Origin of the sequence: Rhizobium sp. N122 (genome assembly GCF_002211295.1) — a bacterium.
Taxonomy (GTDB): Bacteria; Pseudomonadota; Alphaproteobacteria; order Rhizobiales; family Rhizobiaceae; genus Rhizobium.
Window position 1 is genome coordinate 23,004 of sequence record NZ_LOKU01000032.1, and the last position, 26,910, is coordinate 49,913.

The 26,910-nt window shown below is 62.7% G+C and carries 23 protein-coding genes and 1 pseudogene; 11 read left to right on the forward strand and 13 right to left on the reverse strand.

All coding sequences use genetic code 11. The features are described 5' to 3' along the window. Positions 1-63: 63 nt before the first annotated feature. The gene (locus tag ATY75_RS21240) at positions 64-1,545 is read left to right on the forward strand and encodes a lipopolysaccharide biosynthesis protein (RefSeq protein ID WP_088939079.1); all 1,482 of its coding nucleotides are present in this window, start codon (positions 64-66) and stop codon (positions 1,543-1,545) included. A gap of 50 nt (positions 1,546-1,595) precedes the next feature. Beyond that, positions 1,596-2,423, forward strand: coding sequence for a glycoside hydrolase family 16 protein (locus tag ATY75_RS21245; protein ID WP_064840461.1), 828 nt, complete (start codon positions 1,596-1,598; stop codon positions 2,421-2,423). Positions 2,424-2,451: 28 nt separating this feature from the next. Here the strand turns inward: ATY75_RS21245 and ugpC are convergent, their stop codons facing one another. The 6 genes from ugpC to ATY75_RS21275 form a co-directional block, all read right to left on the reverse strand. Continuing rightward, positions 2,452-3,531: a sn-glycerol-3-phosphate ABC transporter ATP-binding protein UgpC gene (ugpC, locus tag ATY75_RS21250; RefSeq protein ID WP_088939080.1), complete on the reverse strand. Its 1,080-nt coding sequence runs from the start codon at positions 3,529-3,531 to the stop codon at positions 2,452-2,454. After that, positions 3,528-4,457: a PfkB family carbohydrate kinase gene (locus tag ATY75_RS21255; RefSeq protein ID WP_088939081.1), complete on the reverse strand. Its 930-nt coding sequence runs from the start codon at positions 4,455-4,457 to the stop codon at positions 3,528-3,530. Before ATY75_RS21255 ends, ugpC begins: the two co-directional genes overlap by 4 nt. Further along, on the reverse strand, positions 4,458-5,480 hold the full coding sequence (locus ATY75_RS21260) for an SIS domain-containing protein (RefSeq protein WP_088939082.1): 1,023 nt from the start codon (positions 5,478-5,480) through the stop codon (positions 4,458-4,460). Next, on the reverse strand, positions 5,477-6,322 hold the full coding sequence (locus tag ATY75_RS21265; RefSeq protein ID WP_088939083.1) for a carbohydrate ABC transporter permease: 846 nt from the start codon (positions 6,320-6,322) through the stop codon (positions 5,477-5,479). Before ATY75_RS21265 ends, ATY75_RS21260 begins: the two co-directional genes overlap by 4 nt. Beyond that, the gene (locus ATY75_RS21270; protein WP_088939084.1) at positions 6,322-7,206 is read right to left on the reverse strand and encodes a sugar ABC transporter permease; all 885 of its coding nucleotides are present in this window, start codon (positions 7,204-7,206) and stop codon (positions 6,322-6,324) included. The genes ATY75_RS21265 and ATY75_RS21270 overlap by 1 nt, the downstream gene beginning before the upstream one ends. Before the next feature lie 72 nt (positions 7,207-7,278). Further along, on the reverse strand, positions 7,279-8,517 hold the full coding sequence (locus tag ATY75_RS21275) for an extracellular solute-binding protein (protein ID WP_088939085.1): 1,239 nt from the start codon (positions 8,515-8,517) through the stop codon (positions 7,279-7,281). A 196-nt stretch (positions 8,518-8,713) separates the two neighbouring features. On the opposite strand from ATY75_RS21275, the gene ATY75_RS21280 reads away from it, so the two are divergent. From ATY75_RS21280 to ATY75_RS21300, 5 genes are all read left to right on the forward strand, one after another. Beyond that, entirely contained in the window at positions 8,714-9,919 is a 1,206-nt protein-coding gene (locus ATY75_RS21280; protein ID WP_088939086.1) for an ROK family transcriptional regulator, read from the forward strand. A 363-nt stretch (positions 9,920-10,282) separates the two neighbouring features. After that, positions 10,283-11,638 (forward strand): extracellular solute-binding protein, encoded by a 1,356-nt coding sequence (locus ATY75_RS21285; protein WP_088939087.1) that lies wholly within the window; start codon positions 10,283-10,285, stop codon positions 11,636-11,638. Between the two features lie 128 nt (positions 11,639-11,766). After that, positions 11,767-12,651 carry a sugar ABC transporter permease gene (locus ATY75_RS21290; RefSeq protein WP_088939088.1) on the forward strand — a complete coding sequence of 295 codons (885 nt, stop codon included), beginning with the start codon at positions 11,767-11,769 and terminating at the stop codon, positions 12,649-12,651. Positions 12,652-12,661: 10 nt separating this feature from the next. Then, the gene (locus ATY75_RS21295; protein WP_088939089.1) at positions 12,662-13,576 is read left to right on the forward strand and encodes an ABC transporter permease subunit; all 915 of its coding nucleotides are present in this window, start codon (positions 12,662-12,664) and stop codon (positions 13,574-13,576) included. A 12-nt stretch (positions 13,577-13,588) separates the two neighbouring features. Next, the gene (locus tag ATY75_RS21300; RefSeq protein ID WP_088939090.1) at positions 13,589-14,698 is read left to right on the forward strand and encodes a sn-glycerol-3-phosphate import ATP-binding protein UgpC; all 1,110 of its coding nucleotides are present in this window, start codon (positions 13,589-13,591) and stop codon (positions 14,696-14,698) included. Positions 14,699-14,710: 12 nt separating this feature from the next. On the opposite strand, the gene ATY75_RS21305 is transcribed toward ATY75_RS21300, so the two are convergent. Continuing rightward, positions 14,711-15,184 carry a cupin domain-containing protein gene (locus ATY75_RS21305; RefSeq protein WP_088939091.1) on the reverse strand — a complete coding sequence of 158 codons (474 nt, stop codon included), beginning with the start codon at positions 15,182-15,184 and terminating at the stop codon, positions 14,711-14,713. A 112-nt stretch (positions 15,185-15,296) separates the two neighbouring features. Between ATY75_RS21305 and ATY75_RS21310 the strand changes: the two genes are divergently transcribed. Then, on the forward strand, positions 15,297-15,833 hold the full coding sequence (locus ATY75_RS21310) for a hypothetical protein (RefSeq protein ID WP_088939092.1): 537 nt from the start codon (positions 15,297-15,299) through the stop codon (positions 15,831-15,833). Here ATY75_RS21310 and ATY75_RS21315 read toward each other — a convergent pair. After that, positions 15,830-16,600: a TIM barrel protein gene (locus tag ATY75_RS21315; RefSeq protein WP_088939093.1), complete on the reverse strand. Its 771-nt coding sequence runs from the start codon at positions 16,598-16,600 to the stop codon at positions 15,830-15,832. The two genes, ATY75_RS21310 and ATY75_RS21315, sit on opposite strands and share 4 nt — an antisense overlap. Positions 16,601-16,741: 141 nt before the next feature. On the opposite strand from ATY75_RS21315, the gene ATY75_RS21320 reads away from it, so the two are divergent. Together ATY75_RS21320 and ATY75_RS21325 are read left to right on the forward strand one after the other, a co-directional pair. Further along, on the forward strand, positions 16,742-17,530 hold the full coding sequence (locus ATY75_RS21320) for an SDR family oxidoreductase (RefSeq protein WP_088939094.1): 789 nt from the start codon (positions 16,742-16,744) through the stop codon (positions 17,528-17,530). A gap of 175 nt (positions 17,531-17,705) precedes the next feature. Further along, entirely contained in the window at positions 17,706-18,170 is a 465-nt protein-coding gene (locus ATY75_RS21325) for an Rrf2 family transcriptional regulator (protein ID WP_064841429.1), read from the forward strand. Between the two features lies 1 nt (position 18,171). On the opposite strand, the gene ATY75_RS21330 is transcribed toward ATY75_RS21325, so the two are convergent. Further along, positions 18,172-19,323, reverse strand: a complete 1,152-nt coding sequence (locus ATY75_RS21330; RefSeq protein WP_088939095.1) for a monooxygenase — start codon at positions 19,321-19,323, stop codon at positions 18,172-18,174. A gap of 386 nt (positions 19,324-19,709) precedes the next feature. Between ATY75_RS21330 and ATY75_RS21335 the strand changes: the two genes are divergently transcribed. After that, a complete protein-coding gene (locus ATY75_RS21335) occupies positions 19,710-20,486 on the forward strand; it encodes a metallophosphoesterase (protein ID WP_190241398.1) in 777 nt (258 codons plus the stop codon). Between the two features lie 30 nt (positions 20,487-20,516). Here ATY75_RS21335 and ATY75_RS21340 read toward each other — a convergent pair whose 3' ends face one another. The 4 genes and pseudogenes from ATY75_RS21340 to ATY75_RS34075 form a co-directional block, all read right to left on the reverse strand. Next, positions 20,517-23,702, reverse strand: coding sequence for a multidrug efflux RND transporter permease subunit (locus ATY75_RS21340; protein WP_088939096.1), 3,186 nt, complete (start codon positions 23,700-23,702; stop codon positions 20,517-20,519). Further along, positions 23,699-24,877: an efflux RND transporter periplasmic adaptor subunit gene (locus ATY75_RS21345; RefSeq protein WP_049731703.1), complete on the reverse strand. Its 1,179-nt coding sequence runs from the start codon at positions 24,875-24,877 to the stop codon at positions 23,699-23,701. The genes ATY75_RS21340 and ATY75_RS21345 overlap by 4 nt, the downstream gene beginning before the upstream one ends. A 261-nt stretch (positions 24,878-25,138) precedes the next feature. Beyond that, positions 25,139-26,683 (reverse strand): cation:proton antiporter, encoded by a 1,545-nt coding sequence (locus ATY75_RS21350; protein WP_088939097.1) that lies wholly within the window; start codon positions 26,681-26,683, stop codon positions 25,139-25,141. A 125-nt stretch (positions 26,684-26,808) separates the two neighbouring features. After that, positions 26,809-26,910: pseudogene (locus ATY75_RS34075) on the reverse strand (IS110 family transposase); the annotation flags it as partial.

Genomic DNA, 26,910 nt, shown 5'->3' on the forward strand with positions numbered 1-26,910 from the left:
CGCTTTGCCGCGCACCGCCTGAAATCGTCTCAAACCCCTCGACGAGGAATAGATTAACAGATCATGGCAAGCGTATCCCAGAGGACGGCAACGGCGAGCATTTGGACCATCAGTGGAAAATTCCTCGCGCGCATGCTCGATTTCGTCAGCCTTCTTGTTCTGGCAAGGCTGTTGAGCCCTGCGGATTTCGGCCTGGTCGCCATTGCGACGTCGGTCCTGGTCATCGTCGAAGCGATCCTGGATCTGCCGTTGACGCAGGCGCTGATGCGTCAACCGGCGCCTTCGGACGAGATGTTCGCCACGGCCTTCACTCTCAGCCTGCTGAGGGGGCTCGCCATCAGCCTGCTGATGATGACCATCTCCTGGCCGATGGCGCTGATCTATGACGATTCCCGGCTTTTCGCCCTTGTCGCCGTTCTGTCGATCGCGCCTGCCATGCGCAGCATGGTCAGTCCGCGCATGGTTCTTTTCATGCAGCGGTTCGATTTCAAACGCGAGTTCGTGCTCGATCTCATCGCCAAGGGATCGACATTGCTGTTCGGGGTGGGTGTAGCTGTGGCGACAGGCAGCTACTGGGGGCTGGCGATCGGAGCGGTGGCCGGCCCGACAGCGGCGATGATCACTTCCTATGTCTTTGCGCCGATGCGGCCGACCTTCAGCCTTTCCGAATGGAAGCATTTTCAGGACATGATCAGCTGGAATACCGTGTCGCAGGTGCTGAATTCGATCAATTGGCAACTGGACCGGCTGCTTCTGCCGCGTTTTACCGGCCTGTCGACGTTCGGCGCCTTCAGCGTCGCCGACAATATCGCGGGCATTCCGTATCAGACCTTCGTCGGGCCGTTGCTGCGTCCGCTGATGGCGGCCTTCTCCACGGTCGAAGACCGCCGCAACCTGGTTGCCGCCTATCTGAAGGCGACGACTGCGATCACCTTCGTCGCGGCCCCCGTTCTCATCGCGCTTGCCCTTCTCGCCGAGCCGACCGTGCGGATCCTCGTCGGCGAGAAATGGGCATCGTCCGCGCCGATTCTGCAATGGCTGTGCCTTGTCAGCCTGCTCGGTCTTCCCACGAACATGATGCCGCCATTGGCCATGGTCATGAACCATACCCGTTATGTCGCTCTCAGGATGTTCGTCGAGTTCGCCGTCAGGGTGCCGGTCACCATTCTGGGCATCGCCTATTCTCAGGTGGCCGGGGCGCTCGGCGCGCGGATCGTGGCAGTCCTCGTCGCCTATGGCGCGTCGCTCGTCATCACGCGGCGGCTGATCGGCGCAACTTTTGCCGCGCAATTGAATTCCTTTTGCCGGCCGCTGGCCGCAAGCCTGCCGATGATCGCTTTCCTGCTCTGGCTGGAGCCGATGCTCGTCGCCATGCCTGTCGGTCTCAATCTTATCGTCAGCGTCGCGCTTTGCGGCGGGGCGGCAGCGGCAATTTTCTGGGCTTTCGCCTTGCTGCTGTGGCAGATCGTGGGAAGGCCCGATGGCATTGAGACCATAGTCGTTCAAAGGCTGATGCCGCGACGAAACGGGGTGCTCACCTCATGATCGAGACAAGTGCAGTCGAGTGATTGGTTTGGCGTTTTTCGGAGAGCAGAATGCGTTACGGGATATTTTCTAAGGGTTTGGGTCTGCTTGTCGTTCTTGGTCTGGGTGCGTTGCCCGGCCAGCCGAGCGTCGCCCAGGAACCGCTCAATATCAATGCGTATCAGCTGACGTTCGAGGAGAGTTTCGACAGCCTCGACGTTTCTGCCTGGGGAGAGAAAAGCTCCCGCTGGATCGCCCATACGCCTTGGAACGGCGATTTCGGAGATGCCCGTTTCACCGATCCTGCTCCCGGCTTTCCGTTTACCACCGATCAGGGAATTTTGAAGATCGAAGCGCGCAAGGAGGCCGACGGGACCTGGCGCTCGGGCTTGCTGTCGTCGGTGAACCCGAAGGGCGAAGGTTTCTCGCAGCAGTTCGGCTATTTCGAAGCACGCATGAAGCTGCCGCCGGGCAAGGGCGTCTGGCCGGCCTTCTGGCTGATCGGGCTCGACCGGTCGAAATACACCGCCGAGATCGACGTGCTGGAATATTACGGACGCGCGCCCTACGAATTCAGCATGGGTTTTCATATCTGGCGTCAGAGCCAGGGCGGCCAGAACTCGACCGGCGGCTATTGGAAAACGGTTGAGGACGGAATTTTAAACAGCGAATATCATACCTACGGCGTCGATATCCAAGCCGACAAGACGACATTCTATCTGGATCGCCAGTACCTCTGGAGCTTCGACACTCCGGAGGAGTTCCACATGCCGTTCTATCCGCTGGTCAATCTGGCGCTCGGCTCGGGATGGCCGATCGATGAAACGCCGAACCCTTCCATTCTGCTCGTCGACTATATCCATGTTTACAAGCGAAAGCCTGCCGACGCCGCCAATTGAACGAGAAGTGCATGGCGCCCTGGCCGGCCTATTGCGCAGGGAGGCAGCTGAGGCCGGTTTCCGGATCGAAAAGATGCATTGCCTCCTCGTCGAAGAAGAGGGTCAGTTTTTCGTTGTCGCGGATCGGCGTGCGCGGTGGCAGGCAGGCCATCAGCCGCTGATTTCCGGCAAAGGCTGTGATGACGAGTTCCGGGCCGGTCAGTTCGGCGACCTCCGCGGTTGCCTCGATCGACAGGCCGGTGCCGGCGGTGCGAAGCGCCTCGGGGCGGACGCCGAGGACGAGATCGCGGCCATCGCCGGCCGCATCGCGGAAACGGGCGGGCAGAGGCAGGCCGGCATCGGAGCCGGAAAGCACCAAGCGACCGTCACGCACTGTCGCCTTCAGCAGGTTCATCGGCGGAGCGCCGACGAAGGTGGCGACATAGAGCGTTGCCGGATAGTTGTAGATCTCTTCGGGTGTGCCGAGCTGCTCGATGCGGCCGTCGCGCATGACGGCGATGCGGCTTGCCAGCGTCATCGCCTCGATCTGGTCATGGGTCACATAGACGACGGTGGTCTTCAGCATCTGGTGAAGCCGCTTGATTTCGGTGCGCATTTCCATGCGCAGCTTGGCGTCGAGATTGGAGAGCGGCTCGTCGAACAGGAAGACCTCAGGCTTGCGCACCAGCGCGCGGCCGATCGCGACACGCTGGCGCTGGCCGCCGGAAAGCTGGCTCGGCTTGCGCTCGAGGAGGTTTTCGATCTGCAGAAGTTTTGCGGCATCGCGTACCGCCCTGTCGCGCTCTTCCGCCGGCACCTTGCGCATTTCCAGGCCGAAGCCGATGTTCCGCTGCACCGTCAGATTGGGGTAGAGCGCGTAGGATTGAAAGACCATGGCGATGTCGCGGTCTTTCGGATGCACGCCGAGCACCGAGCGCCCGCCGATCCTGATATCGCCGCTCGTCGCCTCGGCAAGGCCGGCGATGATGTTCAGGAGCGTGGACTTGCCGCAGCCCGACGAGCCGAGCAGCACGAGGAATTCACCGCTTTCCAGCGAGATGTCGATGCCTTTCAGCGTCTCGACTTCGCCATAGGTCTTGCGGATATTCTGGATGTCGAGCGCGCTCATGACACGGGTTCCTGAAGGGATGACGGATCACCGTAGCTGCGGGGCAGGGTGGAGATGGCGCGCGAGGCGACCTCGGTCCCCGCTGTCAGGCAAGAGATCAAAGGTTCATCCTTTGCCAGCGCGGCGAGGAAGGCGGCGTTGAAGACGTCACCGGCGCCGATCGTATCGACGACCGCGACGAGGGGTGCCTCCACCGACACCAGCAGGCCATCCGGCCCGATGGCGATGGCGCCGTCCGGGCCGCGTTTGACGACGACGATCGCGCCTTCCGGCATGTGCGACCGGATCTCGCGGGCGGCCTCGATCGGAGCGGCGATGCCGGCAAGCGTCGTCGTCTCGACCTCGTTCAAGAGCGCGATGCCGCTGCGGGAAAGCCAGGCTTTTGTCGCCGCGCAATTCTCTTCCGTCCAGCCGTCGAGCGGCCAGCCGGTGTCGAGCGCGACGGTGATGTCATGGCGCTCGGCCCAGTCGAAGAGAGCGCCATATTCCCTCGTCAGATCGTCGGTCAGAAAGGCGCCGCAGAGAAGCGCATAACCGCCCCGGAGCTTTGCGCCGTCGACGACGGCGAAGACGTCGGCGAGGCTGAAGCGCGGCAGGTGGCCCGTCGTCGTGAAGAATGTGCGCTCGCCATCCGGATGGGTGATGCCGACGGAAAGCGTCGTCTTCTCGGGGCGGACCGGCCACTTCTCGGCACGATGCCCGAAGGCTTCGGCGAGCCAACGGCCGAACTGGTCGCTGCCGATATTGGCGGCGATCTCGAATTCGATGCCGAGCGCCTGCCAGGCGAGCGCGCTGTTGCCGGCTGCTCCGCCGACCCTGAGCTCGTCATGATCGACGATGATTTCCGTCCCGGCCTTCGGCCAGGGGGCGGCCGGTCCGAGGATGAGGTCGACATTGACGTTGCCGATGACTGCAAGCGGCCGCATTCATTCACTCCGGGTAATCTTGGTGGAACGGACCGGCGTTCCGGCATTGTCGACGCGGGCGTCGGCGAAGGCGATCATCAGCCGCTGGGCAACCGGCAGCATGGTGAAGATCGCGGCGAGGCCCGTTGCAGGTGCAAAGCGGATGGTCACCGCCCCGGCGACCGGGGCTTCGCTCGAGGCGTCGAACAGGACGACGGGCGCGCCGGTCTCGACGGCGGATACCGCCATTGCGGTGACGAGGCCTGATGTCTCGTCCAGGCCGCGGAACAGCACGAGGCCGATCTCCGGTCCCAGCATCTCCATAGGGCCGTGGCGCAGCTGACCGCCTTCAAGAGAAAAGCAGGGGCGGCGCGACAGCTCCGTCAAGCCGAGCGCCAATGCCTCGGCGACACCCTGCAGGCGGCGGCCCGAGGTGACGACGGTCGCGACGTTTTCGAGCGCGGCCAGCGCCGCGGCGATGTCATGGTCTTCGGGCGTCCTGAGCATGGCAAGTGCGGCGGCGGGATCTTCGCCGAGGGCGGAAAGGATTGCCAGATGCAGGGCGAAGGTCACCGTCAGGCTGCGGGTGGCGGCGAAGGCAAGCTCGGTGCCGCCGCTGCCGACCAGCGACGGGGCGGTTCTTGCGAGGAAGGAGCTGGCTTCCAGTGTCAGGCCGAAGGTTTCCGCCGTGCCGCCGGTCTCTTCGAACCAGCGCAGGACCTCGGCGCTCTCGCCGGATTGCGAGGTAACGAAGATCGTCCTGTCGGTGATCGGCAGCGGCTGGCCGAGCTGTTCGGACAGCGGCAAGGCGACGGCATCGATGCCGAGGGCCCGGTAGAGCGGCTCGACGGCGCGGTTCACCGCATGCGAGCCGCCCATGCCGAGCAGGAGCAGCCGGCTGGTTTTCTCAAGCGAGGCGGCGGTTCTTTCCGCCATCGGTGCCGCGGCTTCATAGGAGGCGAGCGCATCGGCGTGCTGACGGGCCATCTCGCGGTCGATCGCCGCGAGCCCGGCCGGTCGGATTCTGTCTGTTGTCATCGTCATCCCTTGACGCCGCCGCTGGTGAGCCCTGAAATCAGGGCGCGTTGCATGACGAGACCGATCAGCACCGGGGGCAGGGCGGCGAGCACGCCTGCCGTGGCGATCAATCCGTAATCGGAAACGCGGCCGCCGGCGAGATCGGCAATGGCGACGGTCAGCGTCTTGGCGCGCTGGTCCGAGGTGAAGAGCAGCGCATAGAAGAATTCATCCCAGGCAAGCAGGAATGCGAAGAGGCTCGATGTCGCGACCACAGGGGCGGCGAGCGGCAGCGTGATGATCCTCAGCGTCTGGAACAGGCCGGCGCCATCGATCATCGCGGCGGATTCGATCTCGCGCGGGATGGAATCGAAGCCGGATTTCATCAGCCATGTGGTGAAGGGGGCGAGGATGGTCAGATAAACCAGGGCAAGTCCGAAGACGTTGTTGAGCATGCCGAGATGGGAAAGACCCATATAGAGCGGCACGGCGAGCGCCACCGGCGGCAGCATATAGGTGGCGATCACCATCGACAGCGACCATCCCACAGAGGGCGTGCGCGACACTGCCCAGCCGGCCGGAATGGCAAGCGCGATGGCGGCGATCGTCGCCATGCCCGCCACCTCGATGCTGTTGCGCAGCGACGAGGTGAAGGCGGCGCCGGCGCTGTTTTCCAGCGTCGAAAGCAGGACGGCGTAACGGGAGAAATCCGCCGTTTGCGGCCACCAGCGCAGCGGCTTTGCGGCAAGGTCGGCGGCCGGCGAGATGCTCATGATGAACAGCCACAGGATCGGTGCCAGGATGACGGCGGCAAGCAGCAGCGCGCAGATGTAGATGAAGGCTGAGAAGAGCGGATTTTGGCGTTCCATCAGGCCGCACTCCCGGCGGTCTTGCGCACCAGGGCGGCATAGCCGGCGGCAAGCAGCGTCACCAGCAGCGTGACGATCAGGGCCAGCGATGCGCCTGAGCCCGCCCGCTGAAAGGAGAAGGCTTCCTGATAGACGAGGATCGACAGCGTGCGCGTGCTGTTGGCCGGGCCGCCGTGGGTCATGACCCAGATGATGTCGAACACCTTGAAGGCCTCGATCGTGCGCAGCACCAGCGCCACCATCAGCGGCCCGGCGAGATAGGGCAGGATGACGAAGCGGAAGCGGGCGAAAGCGCCGGCGCCGTCGACGAGCGAGGCGGCGGTGATGTCGCGCGGTACGGCCTGGAGTGCGGCCAGCGCGATCAGCGCCACCAACGGGAAGTTTTTCCAGCAGTCGGCGACGATGAGGGCGGCCAGCGCCGTGCCCGGCTCGCCGAGCCAGGAGCGGTAGGCATCGAGTAGGCCGAGTTGGGTCAGGGCGGCGTTGAGTGCGCCGTATTCCGGATTGTAGATCAGCCGCCAGAGCGTGGCGTTGACGACGGTCGGCAGCGCCCAGGGCAGGATCATAAGGGCGCGAAGCGCGGTGCGGCCGCGAAATTGCTGGTTCAGCAGCAGGGCGGCCAGCACGCCGATCACCATTTCGGCGGCGACCGAGACGATTGCGAACCATGCGGTGGTAGCGAGCGTGCGCTGAAAATTCGAGCCGGAGAGCATCTTGGCGTAATTGTCGATGCCGACGAAGCTGCCTTCAGTGCCGACGAGCTTGGCATCGGTGAAGGAAAGGCCGACGGTATCGATCAGAGGCCAGCCGATGACCGAGATCATGACCACGAGAAGCGGCAGCATCAAAAGCCACGCGCGCGTTGTCAGCCATGTGCCGGACATCGAGGCGACCCTTCTTCATTCATGGTTTTGGAGACCGGGCGGCGAGGCGCCGCCCGGGGCTTTGGGGGCTGCTCAGAGACCGCTATTGTCGGCGGCCGACTTCAGCGCGTCCTCCGGCGCGGACTGGCCGAGCAGCGATTCCTGGATTGCCTGCTGCAGCGCCGTGGAAAGCTCCTGATATTTCGGCGTCGTCGGGCGCGGATACATGGCGGCAAGGCCGACCTTGGCGGCGGAGATCAGTTCTTCCTGGCCTTTGGTGACACCAGGATCCTCGTAGGAGGAGGCCCAGATCGGCAGGCTGAGCTTGGCATAGGCATTTTGTGTGGCCTGCGAGGTCATGAAGGTGATGTATTTCCAGGCCTCGTCGGGATGCTGGCTGGCAGAGGTGATGCCGAGGCCCATCGAGCCGTTGACGGCCGACGCCTGGCTTTTGCCGGCAACGCCCGGTGCCGGCACGACGCCGACCTTGCCCGCGACCTTGCTGTCCTTCGGGTCGTTGGCCATGTTGTACATGTAGGTCCAGTTCAGCGCGAAGGCGGCATCGCCGTTTTCGAAGACCTTGCGGACGTCCTCTTCCAGGAACTCCTTGGAGTTGGGATTGGTCAGGCCGGAGGAATAGCTGGAGACCATGTATTTCAGCGCATCGAGGCCGCCACCGGTCTGGAAGGCCGGCTTGCCGTCCTTGAGGAAATCGCCGCCATAGGCGCTGACGAGGGTGGTGTAGTCGCAGATCGCGGCTTCGGCCTGCGACCAGCTCCAGGCGATCGGGGTGGCGAGCAAGCCCTTGTCCTTGATCGCCTTCGCCTGCTCGGTCAGCTCGTCCCAGGTCTTCGGCGGCGCCTTGATGCCGGCCTTTTCGAGGATTTCCTTGTTGTAGAACAGGTATTTGGTGTCGAGGATCCACGGCATGCCGTAATATTTGCCGTCATACTGCACGGTGGTCCAGGCGCCCGGCAGCACACCCTTCTTCATCTCCTCGGTAATGCGGGAGGAGACGTCGACTAGCACCTTGTTGGTGGCGTATTCGGCCGGCCAGATGACGTCGAAAAGCACGACGTCGTAACCGCCGCCGGAGCCCTGCGCCAGCACCGTTTTGTCGTGCAGACCTTCATAGGGAACGAATTCGAGATTGACTTTGATGTCGGGGTTCGCCTTGGCGAAGGCGTCGGTCATGGCGCGCACGTCGGCCTCGCTATAGGCGGCCTGTGCCATGAAAAGCGCGTTCAGGGTCGTTTCGGCGAAAGCATGCGGGGCAAGCGATGCGCCGATCAAGGCCGCACCCAGAAGCGTCTTGGTAAGAGATTTCAGCATTGCAGCCTCCAGTTTGTGACATTTACGCATTGCCGAGGGCGGCCCTCCGCCATCGGTATCGAGAAATCGTCTCGGAGCGTCGTCGGAGCCGTAGTCGGCATCCTGCGTTCCCTGGAACTCTCCGGTCCCTTATTAAGTCAATTGTCTTGACTTATTACTTCTTGAACATTCTACTGGAGTCAAGAGGCAATTGCACATGAATGACGTCAGGCCGATCCGGGCCAAGAGCGGCACCAACCACGAAGGCACCAGCGCGCATAACCGGCGCGTGATGATCGATGCCTTGAGGATCAACGGTCAGCTTTCACGGGCCGATCTGGCGCGGGCAACGTGGCTGACCAAGCAGACGGTGTCCAATATCATCGAGGAACTCGATCGCGATGGGCTCGTCCGTTCGCAGGAGCCGGTGCGCAAGGGCAGGGGGCAGCCCTCGACGCCCTATCGGCTGGTGCCCGAAGGCGCCTTCGCGATCGGCCTGCAGATCGACCGGCATGTGACGCGGGCGGTTGCCGTCGATCTCATCGGCAGCGTTCTCGTGCGCGCAGAAGCCGGCCTCCCGCCAGGAGGCCCGTCGACGGGAACAAAGGTCATCCTCGATCTTGTCGCCGATGTGCGTTCCAGGCTGGCCGGCATCGTCCAGCAGTCTGAAAAGCGGCTGGTCGGCCTCGGTGCCGCCATGCCGGGACCCTTCGGGGTGGCAGGCAGCGGCGACGATCCGTGGATGATGGAGGCCTGGCAGAAGTTTCCGCTGCTGGACACACTGACCGCCGGCACCGGCCTCGATGTCGGCCTGCAGAACGATGCGGCGGCGGCGGCGACCGCCGAGCGTATGGTTGGAGCCGCCCATGGTCTCGACCATGCCGTCTGCCTCTTCGTCGGCTACGGCATCGGCGCCGGCCTTATCCTGAACGGCGAGCTCTACTGCGGCGCCAACGGCAATGCCGGCGAGATCGGCATGGCGCTGCTGTTTGCCGACGGCAAATCGACGCCGCTCGAACATCGCGCTTCGCTCGCCTCGCTCTATCAGCATCTCTCGGCCGATCCTGCCGCTCCCGACCTCCATGCGCGCATCAACGACCTTGCCTCAAGGGGCGATCCAAGCATCGAGACCTGGATCGAGGCGGCGGCGGCAGACCTGCGCTGGAGCATCCATCTCATCGAAACGGTTTTCGATCCGCAGACCGTGATCCTCTGCGGCAGTGCGCCGGAAGCGCTGGTGAACATGTTGATAGCGGCCATCGGCCCGTTGCTGCCCTCAATCGCTGAACGACCCGGTCGCATGCTGCCGCGCCTGCAGCCCGGCATGGCCGATCCCTGGTCGGTGGCAATAGGCGCTGCCGCTGGGCCGATCAGCCGCGCATTCGATCCCCGTTTTGCTGCAATTTTGAAGGATTTCCTCTAATTCCAGGGCTGGAACCAGGCGTTGCACAGCAGTGCAAGGGCTAAGAGATAACCGAATCTGCAAGTTTTCATGCGCGAGTATTCGCCAATAGCGATGCTGCATCGCAATATAGGCAAATATTGAAAACCCTTGATAATCCTGATTATTCGCATACAAATATAATTGTTCGGCAGTGCGCTGGGGAGGCTGGCGAGGCTTCTCTAAATATAGCCTCGGCTGTGGCAAATAACATTCGAATGAAGGTTTTGTGACGGCACGATTTCGATCGTTTCATGTCATGTAATATTCATTGGCCGCGGCAATATGGACCAGCTAATAGGGCGTGCGCCGAAAGTGCGCGTCCCTTTTACGTTCGAGGTTCTCATGCGATCCAAGCTTCTCGGCGCCGTTGGCGCCCTTCTCGCTACAGCGTTTCTTGCCGGTCCCGCTGCCGCTGCCGATAAGACCAAGATTGACTTCTGGTTCGGCAATTCCGGCGACATCGCAAAGCGCGTCCAGGAACAGTGCGATCGGTTCAACCAGTCCCAGGCCGATTACGAAGTCGTCTGCACCAGCCAGGGCAGCTACGATGCCTCCCTGCAGAACACGATCGCCGCCTTCCGCGCCGGCAAGCAGCCGACCATCGCTCAGGTCTCCGACGCCGGCACGCTCGACATCATGCTTTCCGGCGCCTACTACCCGGCCAACCAGCTGATGACCGACATGGGCTACACCGTCGACTGGAAGGATTATTTCTCCGGCATCGCAAACTATTATGCGACGTCGAAGGGCGAGATGTATTCCTTCCCCTTCAACTCCTCGACCGCGCTGCTCTACTGGAACAAGGACGCCTTCGCCAAGATCGGCAAGGACCATGCTCCGGCCACCTGGCAGGAAGCCGGCGAAGATTTCAAGGCTCTGAAGGATGCCGGTTATGCCTGCCCGCTCGCCTTCGACATCTCCAACAACGAAGTCTGGCAGTATATCGAGCAGTTCGAAGCCGTGAACGGCGAAGCAATCGCAACGAAGAAGAACGGCTTCGAAGGCCTCGACGCCGAGCTGACCTACAACAAGAACCCGCTTCTCGTCAGCTACATCAAGGACCTCAAGTCCTGGTACGACAACAAGCTGGCCTTCATCAAGAACAAGGCCGTCGGCCAGACCTTCGTCGAAGCCTTCGCCGCCGGCGATTGCCAGGTCATCCTGACCTCGGTCGGCGACCACGGCAATATCGGCCGCACCGCCAAGCAGGGCATGAACTGGGACGTTGCGATGCTGCCGACCTACGGCAATGCAACCCGCCACAGCTCCTATGTCGGCGGCGCTTCGCTCTGGGTTCTGAAGGGTCATACCGACGCCGAATACAAGGCTGCCGCTGCCTTCTTCAACTTCATCGCCAAGCCGGAAGAAGCCCTCACCTGGTCGACCGTGACCGGCTATATCCCGGTTCGTAATTCCGGCTTCGAGTACCTGAAGAAGCAGGGCTTCTACGATAAGGCACCATATGCCGGCCGCGAACTCGCCATTCAGAGCCTGACCGCATCGCCTGCCGACGACACTGCGCCGCACGGCATCCGCCTCGGTGGCCTGCTGCAGGTCCGCACCGAGCTCGCCAACGGTCTGCAGGCTATCTTCGTCAACAATGCCGACGTCCAGGCTTCGCTCGACGGTGCTGCCGAACGCGGCAACCAGTTGCTGCGCCGCTTCCAGCAGACCTACAAGAACGTTCAGCTCCCTTGATCGACTGATATCAGACGCACCCGGCCCGCTTTGCGCGTGCCGGGTGCGTCTTCGCAAGTTCTTTTTATCGGTCGCGGATGCATTGCTGCTGCCCGCGCGAAACCAAATCACGGCGAAAACGACCACTCATGGAAAAGCGCGTCACTTTCTCCTCGACGACGATCGGACTGCTCTTCGCCTTTCCGATGCTGCTGCTGATCTTCGTCTTCTTCTATTGGCCGAGTGCGCAGGCGCTCTATTGGGCGTTCACGCTCGAGCAGCCATGGGGCGGCGGCAATGCATGGGTCGGTTTCGACAATTTCAAGCAGCTGCTCAGCGATCCGATCTATTGGGAGTCGATCACCCGCAGCATGGTCTTCGGCTTCAGCTCGACGGCGATCGCCATGGGGATGGCGCTCATCCTGGCGCTGTTGACGGACCGTGAACTGCGCGGCCACAAAATCTACCGGTCGGTTTTCATCTGGCCTTACGCGATTGCCGCGCCGGCTCTCGGTCTCGCCTTCCGCTTCATCCTGGCGCCGGAGGCCGGCCTCCTGTCGGTCATCAACCATGTCTGGCCCGGGCTCTGGAACCCGGCGCTCGACGGCAAGGACGCGATGATCGCCGTCATCATTGCCTTTTCCTGGAAATATATCGGCTATAATTTCATCTTCTTCCTTTCAGCGCTTCAGGGGATTCCGCGTTCGCTGATCGAGGCGGCGGCCATGGACGGTTCGGGGCCGCTGCGCCGCATGTGGGATCTCCAGCTGCCGCTGCTGACGCCGACATTGTTTTTCCTGCTCGTCATCAACATCACCGAAAGCTTCCAGGATTCCTTCGGCATCGTCGACGTCATGACCCAGGGCGGACCTGCGCGCGCGACCGAACTCATGGTCTACAAGATCTATTTCGACGGTTTCAGGGGGCTCGATTATTCGGGCGCTGCCGCCCAGTCGATCATCCTGATGGCGCTCGTCGTTCTGCTCACCATTTTCCAGTTCCGCTTCATCGAGCGGCGCGTGCACTACAAGTGAGGTCGCTGATATGATCGAACGCACGCCGATATTCAACTTCATCTGCTATACCATTCTCGCGCTCGGCATGGTGATCGCGCTTCTGCCTTTCGTCATCGTCATCATCGCATCGACGCTCGATCTGGAGACGGTCAATCGCGTGCCGCTGCCGCTGACCCCGGGTTCGCATTTCTGGGAAAATGCGCAGGCTGCCTGGACCCGCGCCGATCTCGGCAACAAGTTGATCCACAGCATCATCTTCGCCACTGCGGTCGGCGCCGGCAAGGTCATCCTTTCCGCCATGGCCGCCTTCTCGATCGTCTACTTCCGCTTCCGCGGCCGGCACCTGATCTTCTGGATCATCTTCATCACGCTGATGCTGCCGCTGGAAGTGCGCATCGTGCCGACCTATTCGATTGCCGCCAACGCGCTGCAGCCTTTTCAGACGATCCTCGATATCACCGGAATCACCGCGCTGGTCGCCTGGGTGTCCGGCATCCAGATCAAGCTCGAATGGGGCCTTTTGAATTCCTATACCGGCCTGGTGGCGCCGCTCGTCGCCACCGCGACCGGCACCTTCCTTTACCGCCAGTTCTACCTGACCGTTCCGGACGAGCTTGCCGAGGCGACGAAGATGGACGGCGCCGGCGCCGTTCGGTTTTTCATCGACATCCTGCTGCCGCTGTCGCGCTCGAACATGATCGCGCTGTTCACCATCATGTTCGTCTGGGCCTGGAACCAGTATCTCTGGCCGCTGCTCGTCACCACCGATCCGAATTTCGGCATTGCGGTGACGCAGTTGAAGACCCTGATCCCGTCCGAATTCGGCCTGCCCGACTGGAACGTCGCCATGGCAGGTACACTTATCATCATGTCGCCGCCGTTGCTGCTCGTCATCCTGATGCAGCGCTGGTTCGTGCGCGGCCTTATCTCCACCGAGAAGTGAAGGAGCAGTCCTGTGGCACCGATCTCAATCCGTGATGTGAAGAAGAGCTACGGCAAGCAACCCGTCGTTCACGGCGTCGACCTGGAGATCCAGTCGGGCGAATTCATCGTCATCCTCGGTCCGTCCGGCTGCGGCAAGTCCACGCTGCTGCGCATGATCGCCGGCCTCGAGGAGATCAGCGGCGGCGAAATCGCCATTGACGGCCGCGTCGTCAACCAGCTGGAGCCGCGCGAGCGCGGCTGCGCCATGGTGTTCCAGAACTATGCGCTCTATCCGCACATGACAGTCGCCGAGAATATCGGTTATGCCCTGAAAGTGGCGAGGGTCTCGAAGGCGGAGCGTGAGCGCCGCGTCGCCGAGGTCGCCAAGGCACTCAGCCTCGAAGCCTTCCTCGACCGCCGGCCGGCCGCCCTTTCCGGCGGCCAGCGCCAGCGCGTCGCCATGGGCCGCGCGATGATCCGTGAACCGAAGGTGTTTCTCTTCGACGAGCCGCTGTCGAACCTCGACGCCAAGCTGCGCATCGCCATGCGCGCCGAAATCCGCCGCCTGCACCGCCGTCTCGGCGCCACCTCGATCTTCGTCACCCATGATCAGACCGAGGCGATGACGCTGGCCGACCGGCTGGTGGTGATGAACGGCGGCAGGGTCGAGCAGGTCGGCACTCCGGAGGAGGTCTATCATCATCCGGTCTCGCGTTTCGTCGCCGGCTTCGTCGGCACGCCGGCGATGAACCTGCTCGAAGGCACGATCAACGACGAGGGCGTCTTCGTCTACGACCAGAGCCGTAAGATCGCGCTGCCGCGCGAGCGCGCCGCATCGCTGAAGGGCAAACGCGTCGTGCTCGGCATGCGCGCCGAGGCCGCCCGGCTGGTGGCCCCGGATGCGCCCGGCGCCCTGGTGGCGACGGCCGACTTCATCGAGGAGCTCGGCGCGAGCCGCGTCGTCCACGCCGATTTCGACGGGCTGCCCTTTGCCGTGGCGCTGACCGAGGCCGTGACCGTGAAGTCGGGCGACCCGATCGGCATCGCGATCGACCACGATGCGATCCATCTTTATGCCGCCGATACCGGCCGGGTCATCGAGAAGCCGGCCCTGAGCGGTGCGGATGCGGTTCACGCCTGACGGACGCTGGCGTCAGCGATGGATCGGGTCGATCCAGGGCACGTCTTCCGGCTTTTCCACCGGCTCGATGTCGAGATTGACGACGACGGGTTCCTGGCCTGAGCGGACGAGCACGCATTCCAGCGTCTCGTCGCGGCTGGCGTTGATCTCCTGGTGCGGCACATAAGGCGGGACATAGATGAAATCGCCGGGACCGGCCTCGGCGGTATATTCCAGGTGCTCGCCCCAGCGCATGCGGGCCTTGCCTTTGACGACGTAGATGATGCTTTCGAGATCGCCGTGATGATGGGCGCCGGTCTTGGCGTTGGCGTGGATCGTCACCGTGCCGGCCCAGATCTTCTCGGCGCCGGCGCGGGCATTGTTGATGGCCGTCGCACGGTTCATCCCCGGCGTCTGCGCGGTGTTCGGATCGAGCGAATTGCCGGGAATGACCTTGACGCCATGTTCCCGCCAGTCGATGGGGTGATGCTCGTGGTCGTCGCTCATGCCTTGCCTCCATCTCGGATTTGGTCAGTCTAGGCGGGCGCGGCGCGGCGGCCAAGCGGATTTGCCGCCAGGCGCCCGATAGCCGCCGTAGCAAAAGGAAAGAGCAACCCCGATGAGCCATCTGCCGCAGATCGACTACGACACCGCTTCTGAAGAGGTTCGTGCGGCGCATGACGAGGAAGTCAGGCTGCGCGGGCGCATGACCAATATGAAGCGGACGCTGTTACATTCGCCCACCGCCCATCGCATCTACGCCGAATGGTTCACCCTGCGGGCTGAGCTCAACCCAGTCATCAGCGACCGGGCGATCTGGATCTTTTCGCATGCGATTTCGAAGGCGGCGAAATCGAAGATCGCCATCACTTTCTTTCGCCGGGCGTTGATCAATAACGGCTTCGATCCCGACGCGCTGGAATTTTCCGAGGAGGAAGCGCTGCTCGACGCCTTCGGCAAGGCGATCGTTGCCGATTCCAATGCCGTGCCCACCGAACTCTGGGCAAAGCTGAAAGCACGCTACCAGACCAAGGTGCTGGTCGATCTCGTCGCCTTTGCCGGCATCATGCTGGCCACCGCGGTCTTCAACAATGTCGTCGAGGTCGATTTCGACCCCGAGCTTGAGGCCTTTGCCGAAGGCGCAAATCCGACCTAGCCCTCCAGCGAGGCGATTGCGACCCTGACCGCGTCAGCGCCGGGTCTGGTCGGCCGGTATTCGAGGCCGACGGCGCCGTCATAGCCGTTGGCGAAGATCCAGCCGAGGCGGTGGGCCAGGTCGATGCCGCCGGAGCCGGGTTCGTTGCGGCCGGGGTGATCGGCGACATGGACGTGGAAAATACGGTCGAGACGGCCGTCCAGCACCTCTTCCGTGCGCTCGTCCATCACGGCGGAATGGTAGAGGTCGTAGACGATGCCGATCTCGGGGCGGGCGACGTCATCGATGATGTCGAGACCTTCGCGGGTCGAATCGAGGAAATAGCCGACATGGTCGATGCGGATGTTCAGCGGCTCGACGCTGAGGCGCACACCGCTGCCCGCAAGAATATCGGCGCCGGCCTTCAGTGTTTCAGTGAGCGCTCGGCACTGCTCTGTGCGGCTCACGCCGGGAAGATCGTCGCCGGCCTGGGCAATCAGCACCGGCGCGCCGAGACGCTTTGCCACTGCGACGGATTGGGCCAAGCCGTTCAGCCAGGCCTGCCGGTTGCCGACGTCGGTCAGTGCGATCATCGGCTCGGCGACGAGGCTGGTGACGGCAAGACCGGTTTCATCAAGTGCTGCCTCGATCGCCTCCAGATCCTTGTCGGTCCAGCGCCAGAATTCGATCGCCGTCAGGCCGCTCGCATGGGCGCGGCGGATGCGATCGGGAAAACTGTCGCCGTCCTCGGCAAACAGCCATTCTATGCAGGCTGAATAACGTCGCATGAAAACTCCTCGCATATGGACACAGGCTGTGACAGATCGGCGCCGGCCGCAAGAGGCGTTTGGGTGCTTGACGCCCGATTGCATTGACGGAACACTCCCCACATCAGGCCGGCACCGTCGGCCGCTCGCGCGGAGGAAAATATGGATCTGGGACTGAAGGGAAAGACCGCCGTCATAACAGGCGCCTCTGTCGGTATAGGCTTGGCGATCGCCGAGGGGCTGGCGGCCGAGGGTTCCAATCTTGTGCTCGCGGCCCGCGGCGGCGAACGGCTCGAGGCGGAAGCCGCCCGGATCGCCGGGGCGTACGGCGTCAGCGCTGCCGCGATTGCCGCGGATGTGGCGACGGTTGCCGGAACCGAGGCGATCATTGCGGCGGCGGCCGAAAAAGGCGGCGCCGATATTCTCATCAACAATGCCGGCACCGGCTCAAACGAGACGGTGATGGAGGCGCCCGACGAGAAGTGGCAGAGCTATTGGGACCTGCATGTGATGGCCGCCGTGCGGCTGGCGCGCGGCATCGCCCCGCAGATGAAGGAACGCGGCGGCGGCGTGATCCTGCACAATGCCTCGATCTGCGCCGTCCAGCCGCTCTGGTACGAGCCGATCTACAATGTCAGCAAATCGGCGCTGATGATGTTTTCGAAGACGCTTTCGACCGAACTCATCAAGGACAATATCCGCGTCAACTGCGTCAATGCCGGCCTGATCCTGACGCCCGACTGGATCAAGACCGCCAAGCAGTTGACCGCCGAAACCGGCGGGGACTGGGAGGGCTACCTGCAGAGCGTCGCCAACGAGCACGCCGCCTCCAAGCGGTTCGGGACGCCGGAAGAGCTGGCCAACGTCTTCGTCTTCCTGAGTTCGAAGCGCGCGAGTTATTGCGTCGGCTCCACCTATTTTGTCGATGGCGGTATGCTGAAGACGATCTGATGGGCGGCCGGGCAAGGCGTGCGGCGGACCGATCCTTTTCGAGACCGACAATGGGTCTGTGGATGTTGCCGATATAAGCTATAAATAATAGCTATTTTGTTGTATGTTCATGCTTTTGACGCTATTTGCCTGCTATTGGCAGGATAAATACTGCGTTTTCTACAGGGCAACGACGATGCTGACGAAAAAGGGAAAATATGGGCTGAAGGCGCTGGTGGATCTGGCGCGTCTGGCGCCGGGTGAGACCGCCTTCATCAATGACATCGCTGCCCGCAACAATATCCCGAAGAAGTTTCTCGATACGATCCTGCTGGAACTGCGCAATGTCGGCATCCTGCGCTCGAAGAAGGGGCCGGGCGGCGGGTATTCGCTGTCGCGGCCGGCCGCCGAAATCCGCATCGGCCATGTCATCCGCACGCTCGACGGACCCTTGGCACCGATCCGCTGTGCCAGCCGCACGGCTTACGAGGCCTGCGACGACTGCGCCGATCCGGAAACCTGTCAGGTGCGGCGCTCGATGACCGATGTTCGTGACGCGATCGCCGCCATTCTCGACAATATGAGCCTCGAACAATTCGTTGCCGCCGGTGGCCGCATCGACGACGCCAAGGAAGACGTGCCGATCTCCGCCGCCAGCTGAATTAGGCGCCGGACGGAAAACCGCTGCGCACTTTTCCTGGAGTTGCCCCGTATTCGCCCGCGGCATGCATCAGCTTCTGGCGCGGCAGCGACAGCGCATGAATGCGGGCATTGCGCCAATGCCGATCGAGATTGAGCCCGATGCCGGCGGATGTTTCCCCTGCCAGTTCGAACAGCGCGTTTGCGGTGTCGAGTGCCGTTTCCCCGGCAAGGATTGCGGCGGCCGAGACGGAGAAATGTGCATCCGCCATCGCCGCCTCTACCGGATTGACCTGGGCGATGTCGAGTTTGCGGCCGGCCCGTTCCAAGGCCGCCGCCGTCGCTTCGATGCGGATGGCACATTCGCCGATCCGGGCAAGGAGCGTCGTGCCGCGATCGCCGACGGCCGTTATCACGTCGCTCCATGCGGCCCGGGCGATACCCAGGCTGACGGCTGCCTTGAGCAGCAGGCCGAGCGAGGTGCCGGTCGAAGTGTCGGAGGAGGGGGCAGGCGCAATCGCATCGGCATTGACGTGAAGCGAGCCGCCGATCGCCGTTGCCGCGCCATTGGTGCGCTGTCCGAAGCCGTCCCAATCGTCGATCAGCTGCAGGCCTTCGTCGTTGCATGCGAGGTAGAGCGTCAAAAGGCGGTTCGGTGGAGCGGTGGCGGCAGCCGCGATCCAGTCGGCAAAGAGAATGCCCGGCGCTTGCCGCGTTCGCCCACGCAAGCGGTAGCCCGGGCCTTCGGGCGTAAGCTCGGCGCCCTCGGCGAAGGTGGCGCCGGCAAAGCGGTCGCCGAGCAGCACACGGGCAAACAGCGATGCCTGCAGATCCTCAGTCGCCTGGGTGCGCAGCGTTTCCAGCACGCAGAAATGGTTTTCCAGCGTCTCGCCGATCGAGGCGTCGCCCTCGGCAATGATTGCGACGATTTCGGCCAGCAGTGCGTTCGACACGTCGAGCCCTTGATAGTCGGGCGGAACGGTGATCGCCGTCAATCCCGAAACCGACAGCGTGTCGAGTTCGGCAAAGGGCAGCACGCGGTTGATATCGCGTTCGCTCGCCTGATGCCGGAAGGCGGCGGCGAGGCTGCGGGCGGTTGATATCGCCTCCTCTTCACTTTCGATGCGATGCGCAGGAGGCCTCGCCTTATCCTGAAACTGCGATACCGTTCCCATCGGTCACTCTTTCCGACAGCGCCATGCGTCCTTTCAGACGCGTAAACAATGCTGCAACAGGCCTCCGCGGCTCGTGCCTTCCGAAAATCGCCCCGATTGTCGGGCCGATGCTAAAGCACGTCGCGATCTTTCACATACGCCGCTTGCGCTTTAGCTCTTTGTTTTGCGCATGTCGTTGCCGCAAAAGCGCTTCGCGCTTTGCCTGGGAAAACCGCTCCACACTTTTGCGCGACATGCTTTCGGAATACAGGAGTGAGGGATCGGTCCGCGAATGATAAGGCCGGTTTTTCTACAAAACCCGAGCGCTTTGAATTTTCTTACCAGCTTGATTGCCTTGTGCTCCACTCTACTTACCGGCAAGTGGGCTTTCTTGATCGAGAAACATGATGAGCGGTACTCTTGCTCGCAACGGCGAGGTTTCGAAAATGGCACGCCAGTCGAGACCGCGTCTGACGCTGGATATTGCCGCGATCCCGACCTATGCGATGGGCGACATCCATGGGCGCTATGATCTGCTCGCGAAAGCCGAGGAGGCGATCCGACGCGATGCCGCGCGGCTGCCGGGGCGTAAGCTGATCGTCACGCTTGGCGACTATATCGACCGCGGGCCGGAATCGGCTCAGGTCATCGCGCATCTGATGGAGCCGCCGCCGGATGATTTCGATCGCATCTGTCTCGCCGGCAATCACGAAATCGCCATGCTCGACTATATCGATGGCTGGATTTCCTATGACGAGTGGATGCGGATGGGTTCGGCGGAGTCGCTGAAATCCTATGGGCTGGATCCCGAGCATTTGCCGCTCGTCTTTCCCTCCGGCGCGAAGCTCGATTCCTTCCTCCGCCAGTCGCTGCCGCGCACGCATATCGATTTCATGCGGGCGATGCCTGTCATGCTGGAGACGCCAAGCGTGATTTTCGTGCATGCCGGCATCAATCCGAAGCTGCCGCTCGGCGAGCAGACCGACGAGGATCTGGTCATGATCCGCCAGCGGTTTCTCGAAAGCCGGGTTCCGTTGCCGAAGCTCGTCGTTCACGGTCATACGCCGAACGACGAGCCCGACATACGCTCGAGGCGGCTCAATCTCGATACGCGCGCCTATCGCAGCGGCAAGCTGACCGTCGCCCGGCTGTGGCAGGGTAAGGTGCATCTGTTTTCCACCTGACGCGCCCTATCGGCCGCCTGTCGAAGCGGATCAGACCGTCTCGTTTTCCACCGGGACGGTCTCGACCGGTTTTTCCGCCGGCCGGCCGCGGCGCCAGCCGCGCAGCACGACGTAGAAGACCGGCGTCAGGAACAGACCGAAGATCGTCACGCCAAGCATGCCCGAAAAGACGGCGGTGCCGAGCGACTGCCGCATCTCGGCGCCGGGGCCGGTGGCGATGGCAAGCGGCAGAACGCCGAAGATGAAGGCGAATGCCGTCATCAGGATCGGGCGCAGGCGAAGATGGCTGGCCTCGATGGCCGCTTCCACCGGCGACTTGCCCTCGTCTTCCGCCTGCCTGGCAAATTCGACGATCAGAATGGCGTTCTTGGCCGCAAGGCCGATCAGCACGATCAGGCCGATCTGCGTCAGCACATTGTTGTCCATTCCCCGCAGCGAGACCCCGATCAGCGCGGCGAGCACCGCCAGCGGCACGATGAGAATGATCGCCAGCGGCAGAACCCAGCTTTCATATTGTGCCGCCAGCGCCAGGAAGACGAAGACGACGGACAGGGCGAAGATATAGACGGCGGTGTTGCCGGTGTGGGTCTCCTGGTAGGCGAGTTCGGTCCATTCGAATGTGGTTCCTTGCGGCAGGATCTTTGCCGCCAGCGCTTCCATCTTCGCGATGGCATCGCCTGTCGATGTGCCTGGCGTCGGATTGCCCTGAAGCGGCACCGAGACATACATGTTGTAGCGTTGGACAAGCGCCGGGCCGCTGGCATCCTGGATATCCATCAATGTTCCAAGCGGAACCAGGGCGCCGGTCGCCGATCGAACTTTCAAAGCGAGGATGTCTTCTCTGTCCATGCGATACTGCCGGTCGGCCTGCGCGCGGACCTGGTAGACACGGCCGAACGCATTGAAGTCGTTGACGTAGGCGACGCCGAGATTGATGGAAAGCGCGTTGAAGATGTTTGGGATCGGCACATTCAGGAAGCGCGCCTTGTCACGGTCGATCGACAGGAAATATTGCGGGCTTGCATCCGAGAATGTCGTAAAGACCCCGGTCAGCCCTTCCGTCGTGGCCGCCGCACCCATCATCTGGCGGGCGAGGCCGAGCACACGCGTCATGTCGGCGTTTTCAAGATCGGAAATCTGCATCTTGAAGCCGCCGGAATTGCCGACGCCACGGACGGATGGCGGCGGGATGGCGATGATGAAGGCTTCCTGGATGCTCTGCAGCTTGCCGTAAAGCTCGCCGATGATCTTGTTGGCGTTCTCACCGCCTTCCTCGCGTTCGGCAAAGGATTTGAACGGCACGAAGACGACGCCCGCATTCGAGGCATTGGTGAAGGTTGCGCCGCTGAAGCCAGCAAATTGCACGGCATTGCCGACCCCGGGCACGGTGCGGGCGATATCGCCCACCTGCTTGACGACGGCGTCGGTGCGCGCGAGCGAGGCGCCATCGGGAAGCTGGATGACGACGATCGCGTAACCCTGGTCCATAGTCGGGATGAAGCCCGCGGGAACGCGCGTGCTCATGTACCAGGTTGCTCCGAGCAGGCAGACGAAGGCAACCATCGCCGCTGTCAATCCGACCCAACTGCTGACCAGATGCCGCACAGTCCATGAATAGCCGGAGCTCATCCTGTCGAAGCCGCGATTGAAACCGCTGGCGAGACCTCTTCCAAACCGTGTGGCGATATTCGCGCGCCTGGTTTCATGGTCGTGGGTCTTCAGCAATATGCCTGCAAGGGCGGGCGACAGGGTCAGCGAATTCAAGGCCGATATCGCAGTGGTGACGGAGATCGTCACGGCGAACTGCCTGTAGAACTGGCCCGATATGCCGGGGATGAAAGCTGTCGGCACGAACACGGCGATCAGCACCAGCGAGATGGCGACAACGGCGGTTCCGACTTCGTCCATCGTCACATGGGACGCCTGCTTCGGCGTCATCCCGCGCGCCAGATTGCGCTCGACGTTTTCCACCACGACGATCGCGTCGTCGACGACGATGCCGATGGCGAGCACAAGCCCGAACAGGGTGAGCATGTTGAGCGAAAAGCCGAAGGCCAGCAAAATGGCGAAGGTGCCGATCAGCGAGACCGGAATGGCGACGATCGGTATGATCGCGGTTCGCCAGGATTGCAGGAAGACCAGAACGACGATCGCCACCAGGATGGCCGCCTCGGCGATGGTTCTATAGACCTCGCTGATCGAATCCGCGATGAATTCCGTGGTGTCGTAGACGATGCGATATTCCAGGCCCTCCGGGAAATTCTGGGAGACTTCCTTCATCAGGGTCTGGACCTGATGGGCCGTGTCCAGCGCATTGGTTCCCGGCCGGGCGAAAACGCCAAGGGCGACCGCCGGGTCGTTGTTGAGATAGCTGTTGGTGACGTAGTCCTGGGCGCCGAGTTCGATGCGGGCGACATCCTGCAACTGCACGAGCCGGCCGGCGCCCGTCGATTTGACGATGACGTAGCGGAATTCGCGCACATCGGAGAAACGTCCGTCCGTTCGCACCGTATATTCGAAGGCGTTCTTGCCGGTCACCGGCGGCGCGCCGATCTTGCCGCCGGAGACCTGGACGTTCTGGTCCCGCAGGGCGGAGACGACGTCGTCGGAGGTCATGCCGTAGGCCGAGAGCTTTTCCGGATCGAGCCAGATGCGCATCGAATACTGGCGTTCGCCGAAGATCTGCACGTCGCCGACGCCGTCGAGGCGGACGAGAACGTCGCGGATGCGGTTGCGGGCATAGTTCGAAACGTAAAGCTGGTCATAGCGATGCGAGGGCGACAGGAGATGCACGACCATCATCAGGTCGGGCGAACTCTTGTCGGTGGTGACGCCGAGCCGCTGGACCTCTTCCGGAAGTCGCGGCAGCGCGATCGAAACGCGGTTCTGAACAAGCACCTGCACCTTGTCGAGATCGGTGCCGAGCTTGAAGGTGATCGTCAGCGACATGGCGCCGTCGGCGCTGGAATAGGACGACATGTAAAGCATGTCTTCGACGCCGTTGATCTGCTGTTCGAGCGGAGTCGAAACGGTATCGGCGATCGTCTGCGGGTCGGCGCCGGGATAGGAGGTGCGCACGACGATGGTCGGTGGCGCGATCTCCGGATATTGGGAGACCGGCAGTTGCGTGTAGGCGATGCCGCCGACGACGAGAAAGAGAATCGAGATGACGGCCGCAAAGATCGGTCGGTCGACGAAGAAGTGCGCGAATCTCATTGTCCGCTCTCCGCATTGGCGGCTTCAGGCGGGGTGTCCTGCCGCTCCTGCGGCAGTTCGCTCATCTGCGGCGTGATCGTCGAACCCGGCCTGGCGCGCATCAGGCCGTTGACGATGATCGTCTCGGTGCCGTCGAGGCCTTCGCGGATCACCCGATAGCCGTAGAGCCGCGGGCCGGGCCGCACGGGCTTGGTCGAAACCTTTCCTTGCGGGTCAACCACATAGACGACGCGCTCGTTCTGATCCGAGCCGATTGCCTCGTCCGGGACGAGAATAGCCTTATAGGTATTGGAGGCTGCGACCTGGACGCGGCCGAAGAGGCCCGGCTGAAGAATAAGATCGGGATTTGGCAGGCGTGCACGGATGCGGATGGTGCCGCTTTCGTTGTCGACCCGGTTTTCGGCGAAATCGAGTTTTCCCTTGAAGGGTTTGGCCGTCGGATCCGAGATCGCAACGGACACGTCGACGCCGCCGCCGCCCAATTGAAGATCCTTGCCCTGCTTGCGCGCGGTATCGGCAAAATTCAGCAGGCGACGTTCGTCGACGTCGAAATAGAAATCGATCGGATCGAGCGAAACGATGGTGGTGAGCACCGTCTGGTCGGCCTGCACGAGATTGCCGGTCGAGATCAGGCGGCGGTCGATGCGGCCGCTGAGCGGCGCCTTGATCTCGGTATATTCCATGTCGAGAGCAGCGCGATCGGCCGCGGCCTGGGCGCCGCGGACATTGGCCTCGGCGGAATCGAATTCGCGGCGGCGATCGTCCAGTGTCTGCGCCGACTGGCTGCCGCTCGATGCGAGTGACTGGGCGCGTTTGTACTGCGCGTCGGCAAAGACGAGCGCGGATTGCGAGGCTTCGAGCGCCGCCTTTGCCTGGTTGAGCGCTGTTATGAACGGCCGCTGGTCGATGACGAAGAGTAGGTCGCCCTGCTTCACCAGAGCGCCATCCTCGAAATGGACTTCCTGCAGATAGCCGCCGACGCGCGAGCGGATGGAGACTTCGTCGACCGGCTGGAAGCGGCCGATGAACTCGTCATTGTCGATGACATCGCGCACCACCGGCTTTGCGACGGTGACGGGAGGAGGGGCGGACGGGGCGCCTTGCGCCATCGCGGCCAGCGGCATGAACGTTGCGATGCAGCCAAGCACCAACATCTGTCGAAGCGCGTAAGTCATACCGGTCCCTCCAATCTCGACAGCCGATCGACTGCCGCCGAAGCTAAGATGAAGTGATGCTATTCGTATCTTGCTGCTGTGAACGAAGGCCTCGGCCCCCGCGATTTCCTCCGGCGTCCAATCTTGGAAAGGAAGGCCGGCACGCAATGCACATCGGAAAAAATCGTAACGCTATGGAACCGGATATAAACGGCAGCGGCGAAAAATAGCAAACGCCAATTGGCTGCGGTTGCGAAATCCATCAAAACGTCAGGGATGGCGTCAGCTCTCGACGATCTCGTCGCGGCCGGGCGGCAGGACGGCGAGTTCGGCCCAATCGAGCTCCTGTTCCAGCGTGTGGAAGACATCGTCGTCGATTTCGTCGGCACGGCGCATCGCTGCCAGTTTGCGGCGTTTGGCGGCAATGACGCTGCGGCGCTGCTTGTCGAGCCTGTTGACCTCGCGCGGGTGTTTGCCGTCGGCGGCGATCTCGCGCTCGGAGGTGTAGACGTCCCGCAGAATGCGGGTGGCTTTGTCCTCGCCGCCTACAAGTTCGGCCAGTGCCGCATCGATCAACGCGACCCGGGCTCTGGTCAGGTCGCGATCCAAAGAGGTGTCCGGCTCGAATTTCAGGACGCGGATCAGCGGTCCGAGCGTCAGGCCCTGGACGATCAGCGTGCCGAGAACGACGGCGAGTGCGCTGAGCAGGATGATGTCGCGATCGGGGAAGTCGATCGGCAGAGCGAGCGCGGTCGCAAGCGTGACGAGGCCGCGCATGCCGCACCAGCCGGCCAGCAGGCTGGTCGCGAAGGTGGGAACGGCTTGTCTGGTGTAACCGCGCTCGGCGAGGAAAGTGATCGCGCGGTTATAGAAGAGCACCCAGGCCAGACGCACGAGGATGACGGTGACGAAGACCGCAGCGGCCAGGATGATCGCGAAATTCAGCCGGCCGGGATCGAGGTCGAGGACGATCTGGCGGGCCTGCAGGCCCATCAGCAGGAAGGCCAGCACGTTGAGCAGGAAAACGGCGGCTTCCCAGACGGAATAGGAATGGATGCGGTGGCGGGCCGTCTGGCGCTCGGGCATGTAGCGGGCAATCACCATCGCATAGACGACGATGGCGAGGATCGCCGAAAGGTGCAACCGCTCGGCGATGATCCAAGTGCCGAAGGTGGCGACGAATTCAAGCAGGGTGCCGCCGAGCGTGCCGGCGAGCTTCAACCCAACGACCATGTAGAGACGGCCGAGAAGATAACCGAGGATGAGGCCGCCCGGCACCGCCAGCGCCAGTTCCGCCAGGGCGTCAGTGAAAAAGGCGGGGCTTGCGGCGGCGGCCACCGCGGCGCTGAAGATCAGGAGCGCCACGGCATCGTTGAGAAGGCTCTCGCCTTTCAGGATCACATAGGTCTGACGCGGCAGGTCGAAGCGGTCGAGCATGGCGGTCGCGGCCGCCGCATCCGGCGGTGCGACGATGGCGCCGAGTGCGATAGCGGCGGCAAGCGGCAGGCCGGCCATGGTCACGCCGACGGCGGCAACGGCTGCGGCCGTCACGATCACGGCGATGGCGGCGAGCGAGAAGAGCGGCAGCCAGTTGCGCCGCAACGTCCGCGGCGGCAGATCGTAGGCGGCATCGAAAAGCACCGGTGCGATCAGCAGCGCCAGCGCCAGTTCGGGATCGATCGCGACCTCGGGCGCCCAGGGCACGGCCGCAACGATGACGCCGGCGATCGCCAGCATGGTGGGATAAGGGATGCGGAATTTCCTGGAGAATTGCAGGAAGACGATCGCCACCAGCAGCAGCGTCAGCATGCTTTCGAAGAACGCCATCGAGCTCCCCAATGCCGGCCCCCGACGGAGGCTGTTCCTGCAGCGGAAAATTAGGGCGGCGCTGCGCCATGGCTACTGTCTGGTGCCGCGAGAACTGCGGGAGGGGAGAGCGACTGTCTTCTTTGTCAAGCGTTTTGCCATGGTCGTCCGTCCCTGATGATGGCGTTGAGGATGGTGAGCAGCTTGCGCATGGTGGCGACGGTTGCGACGATCTTGGGCTTGCCGGC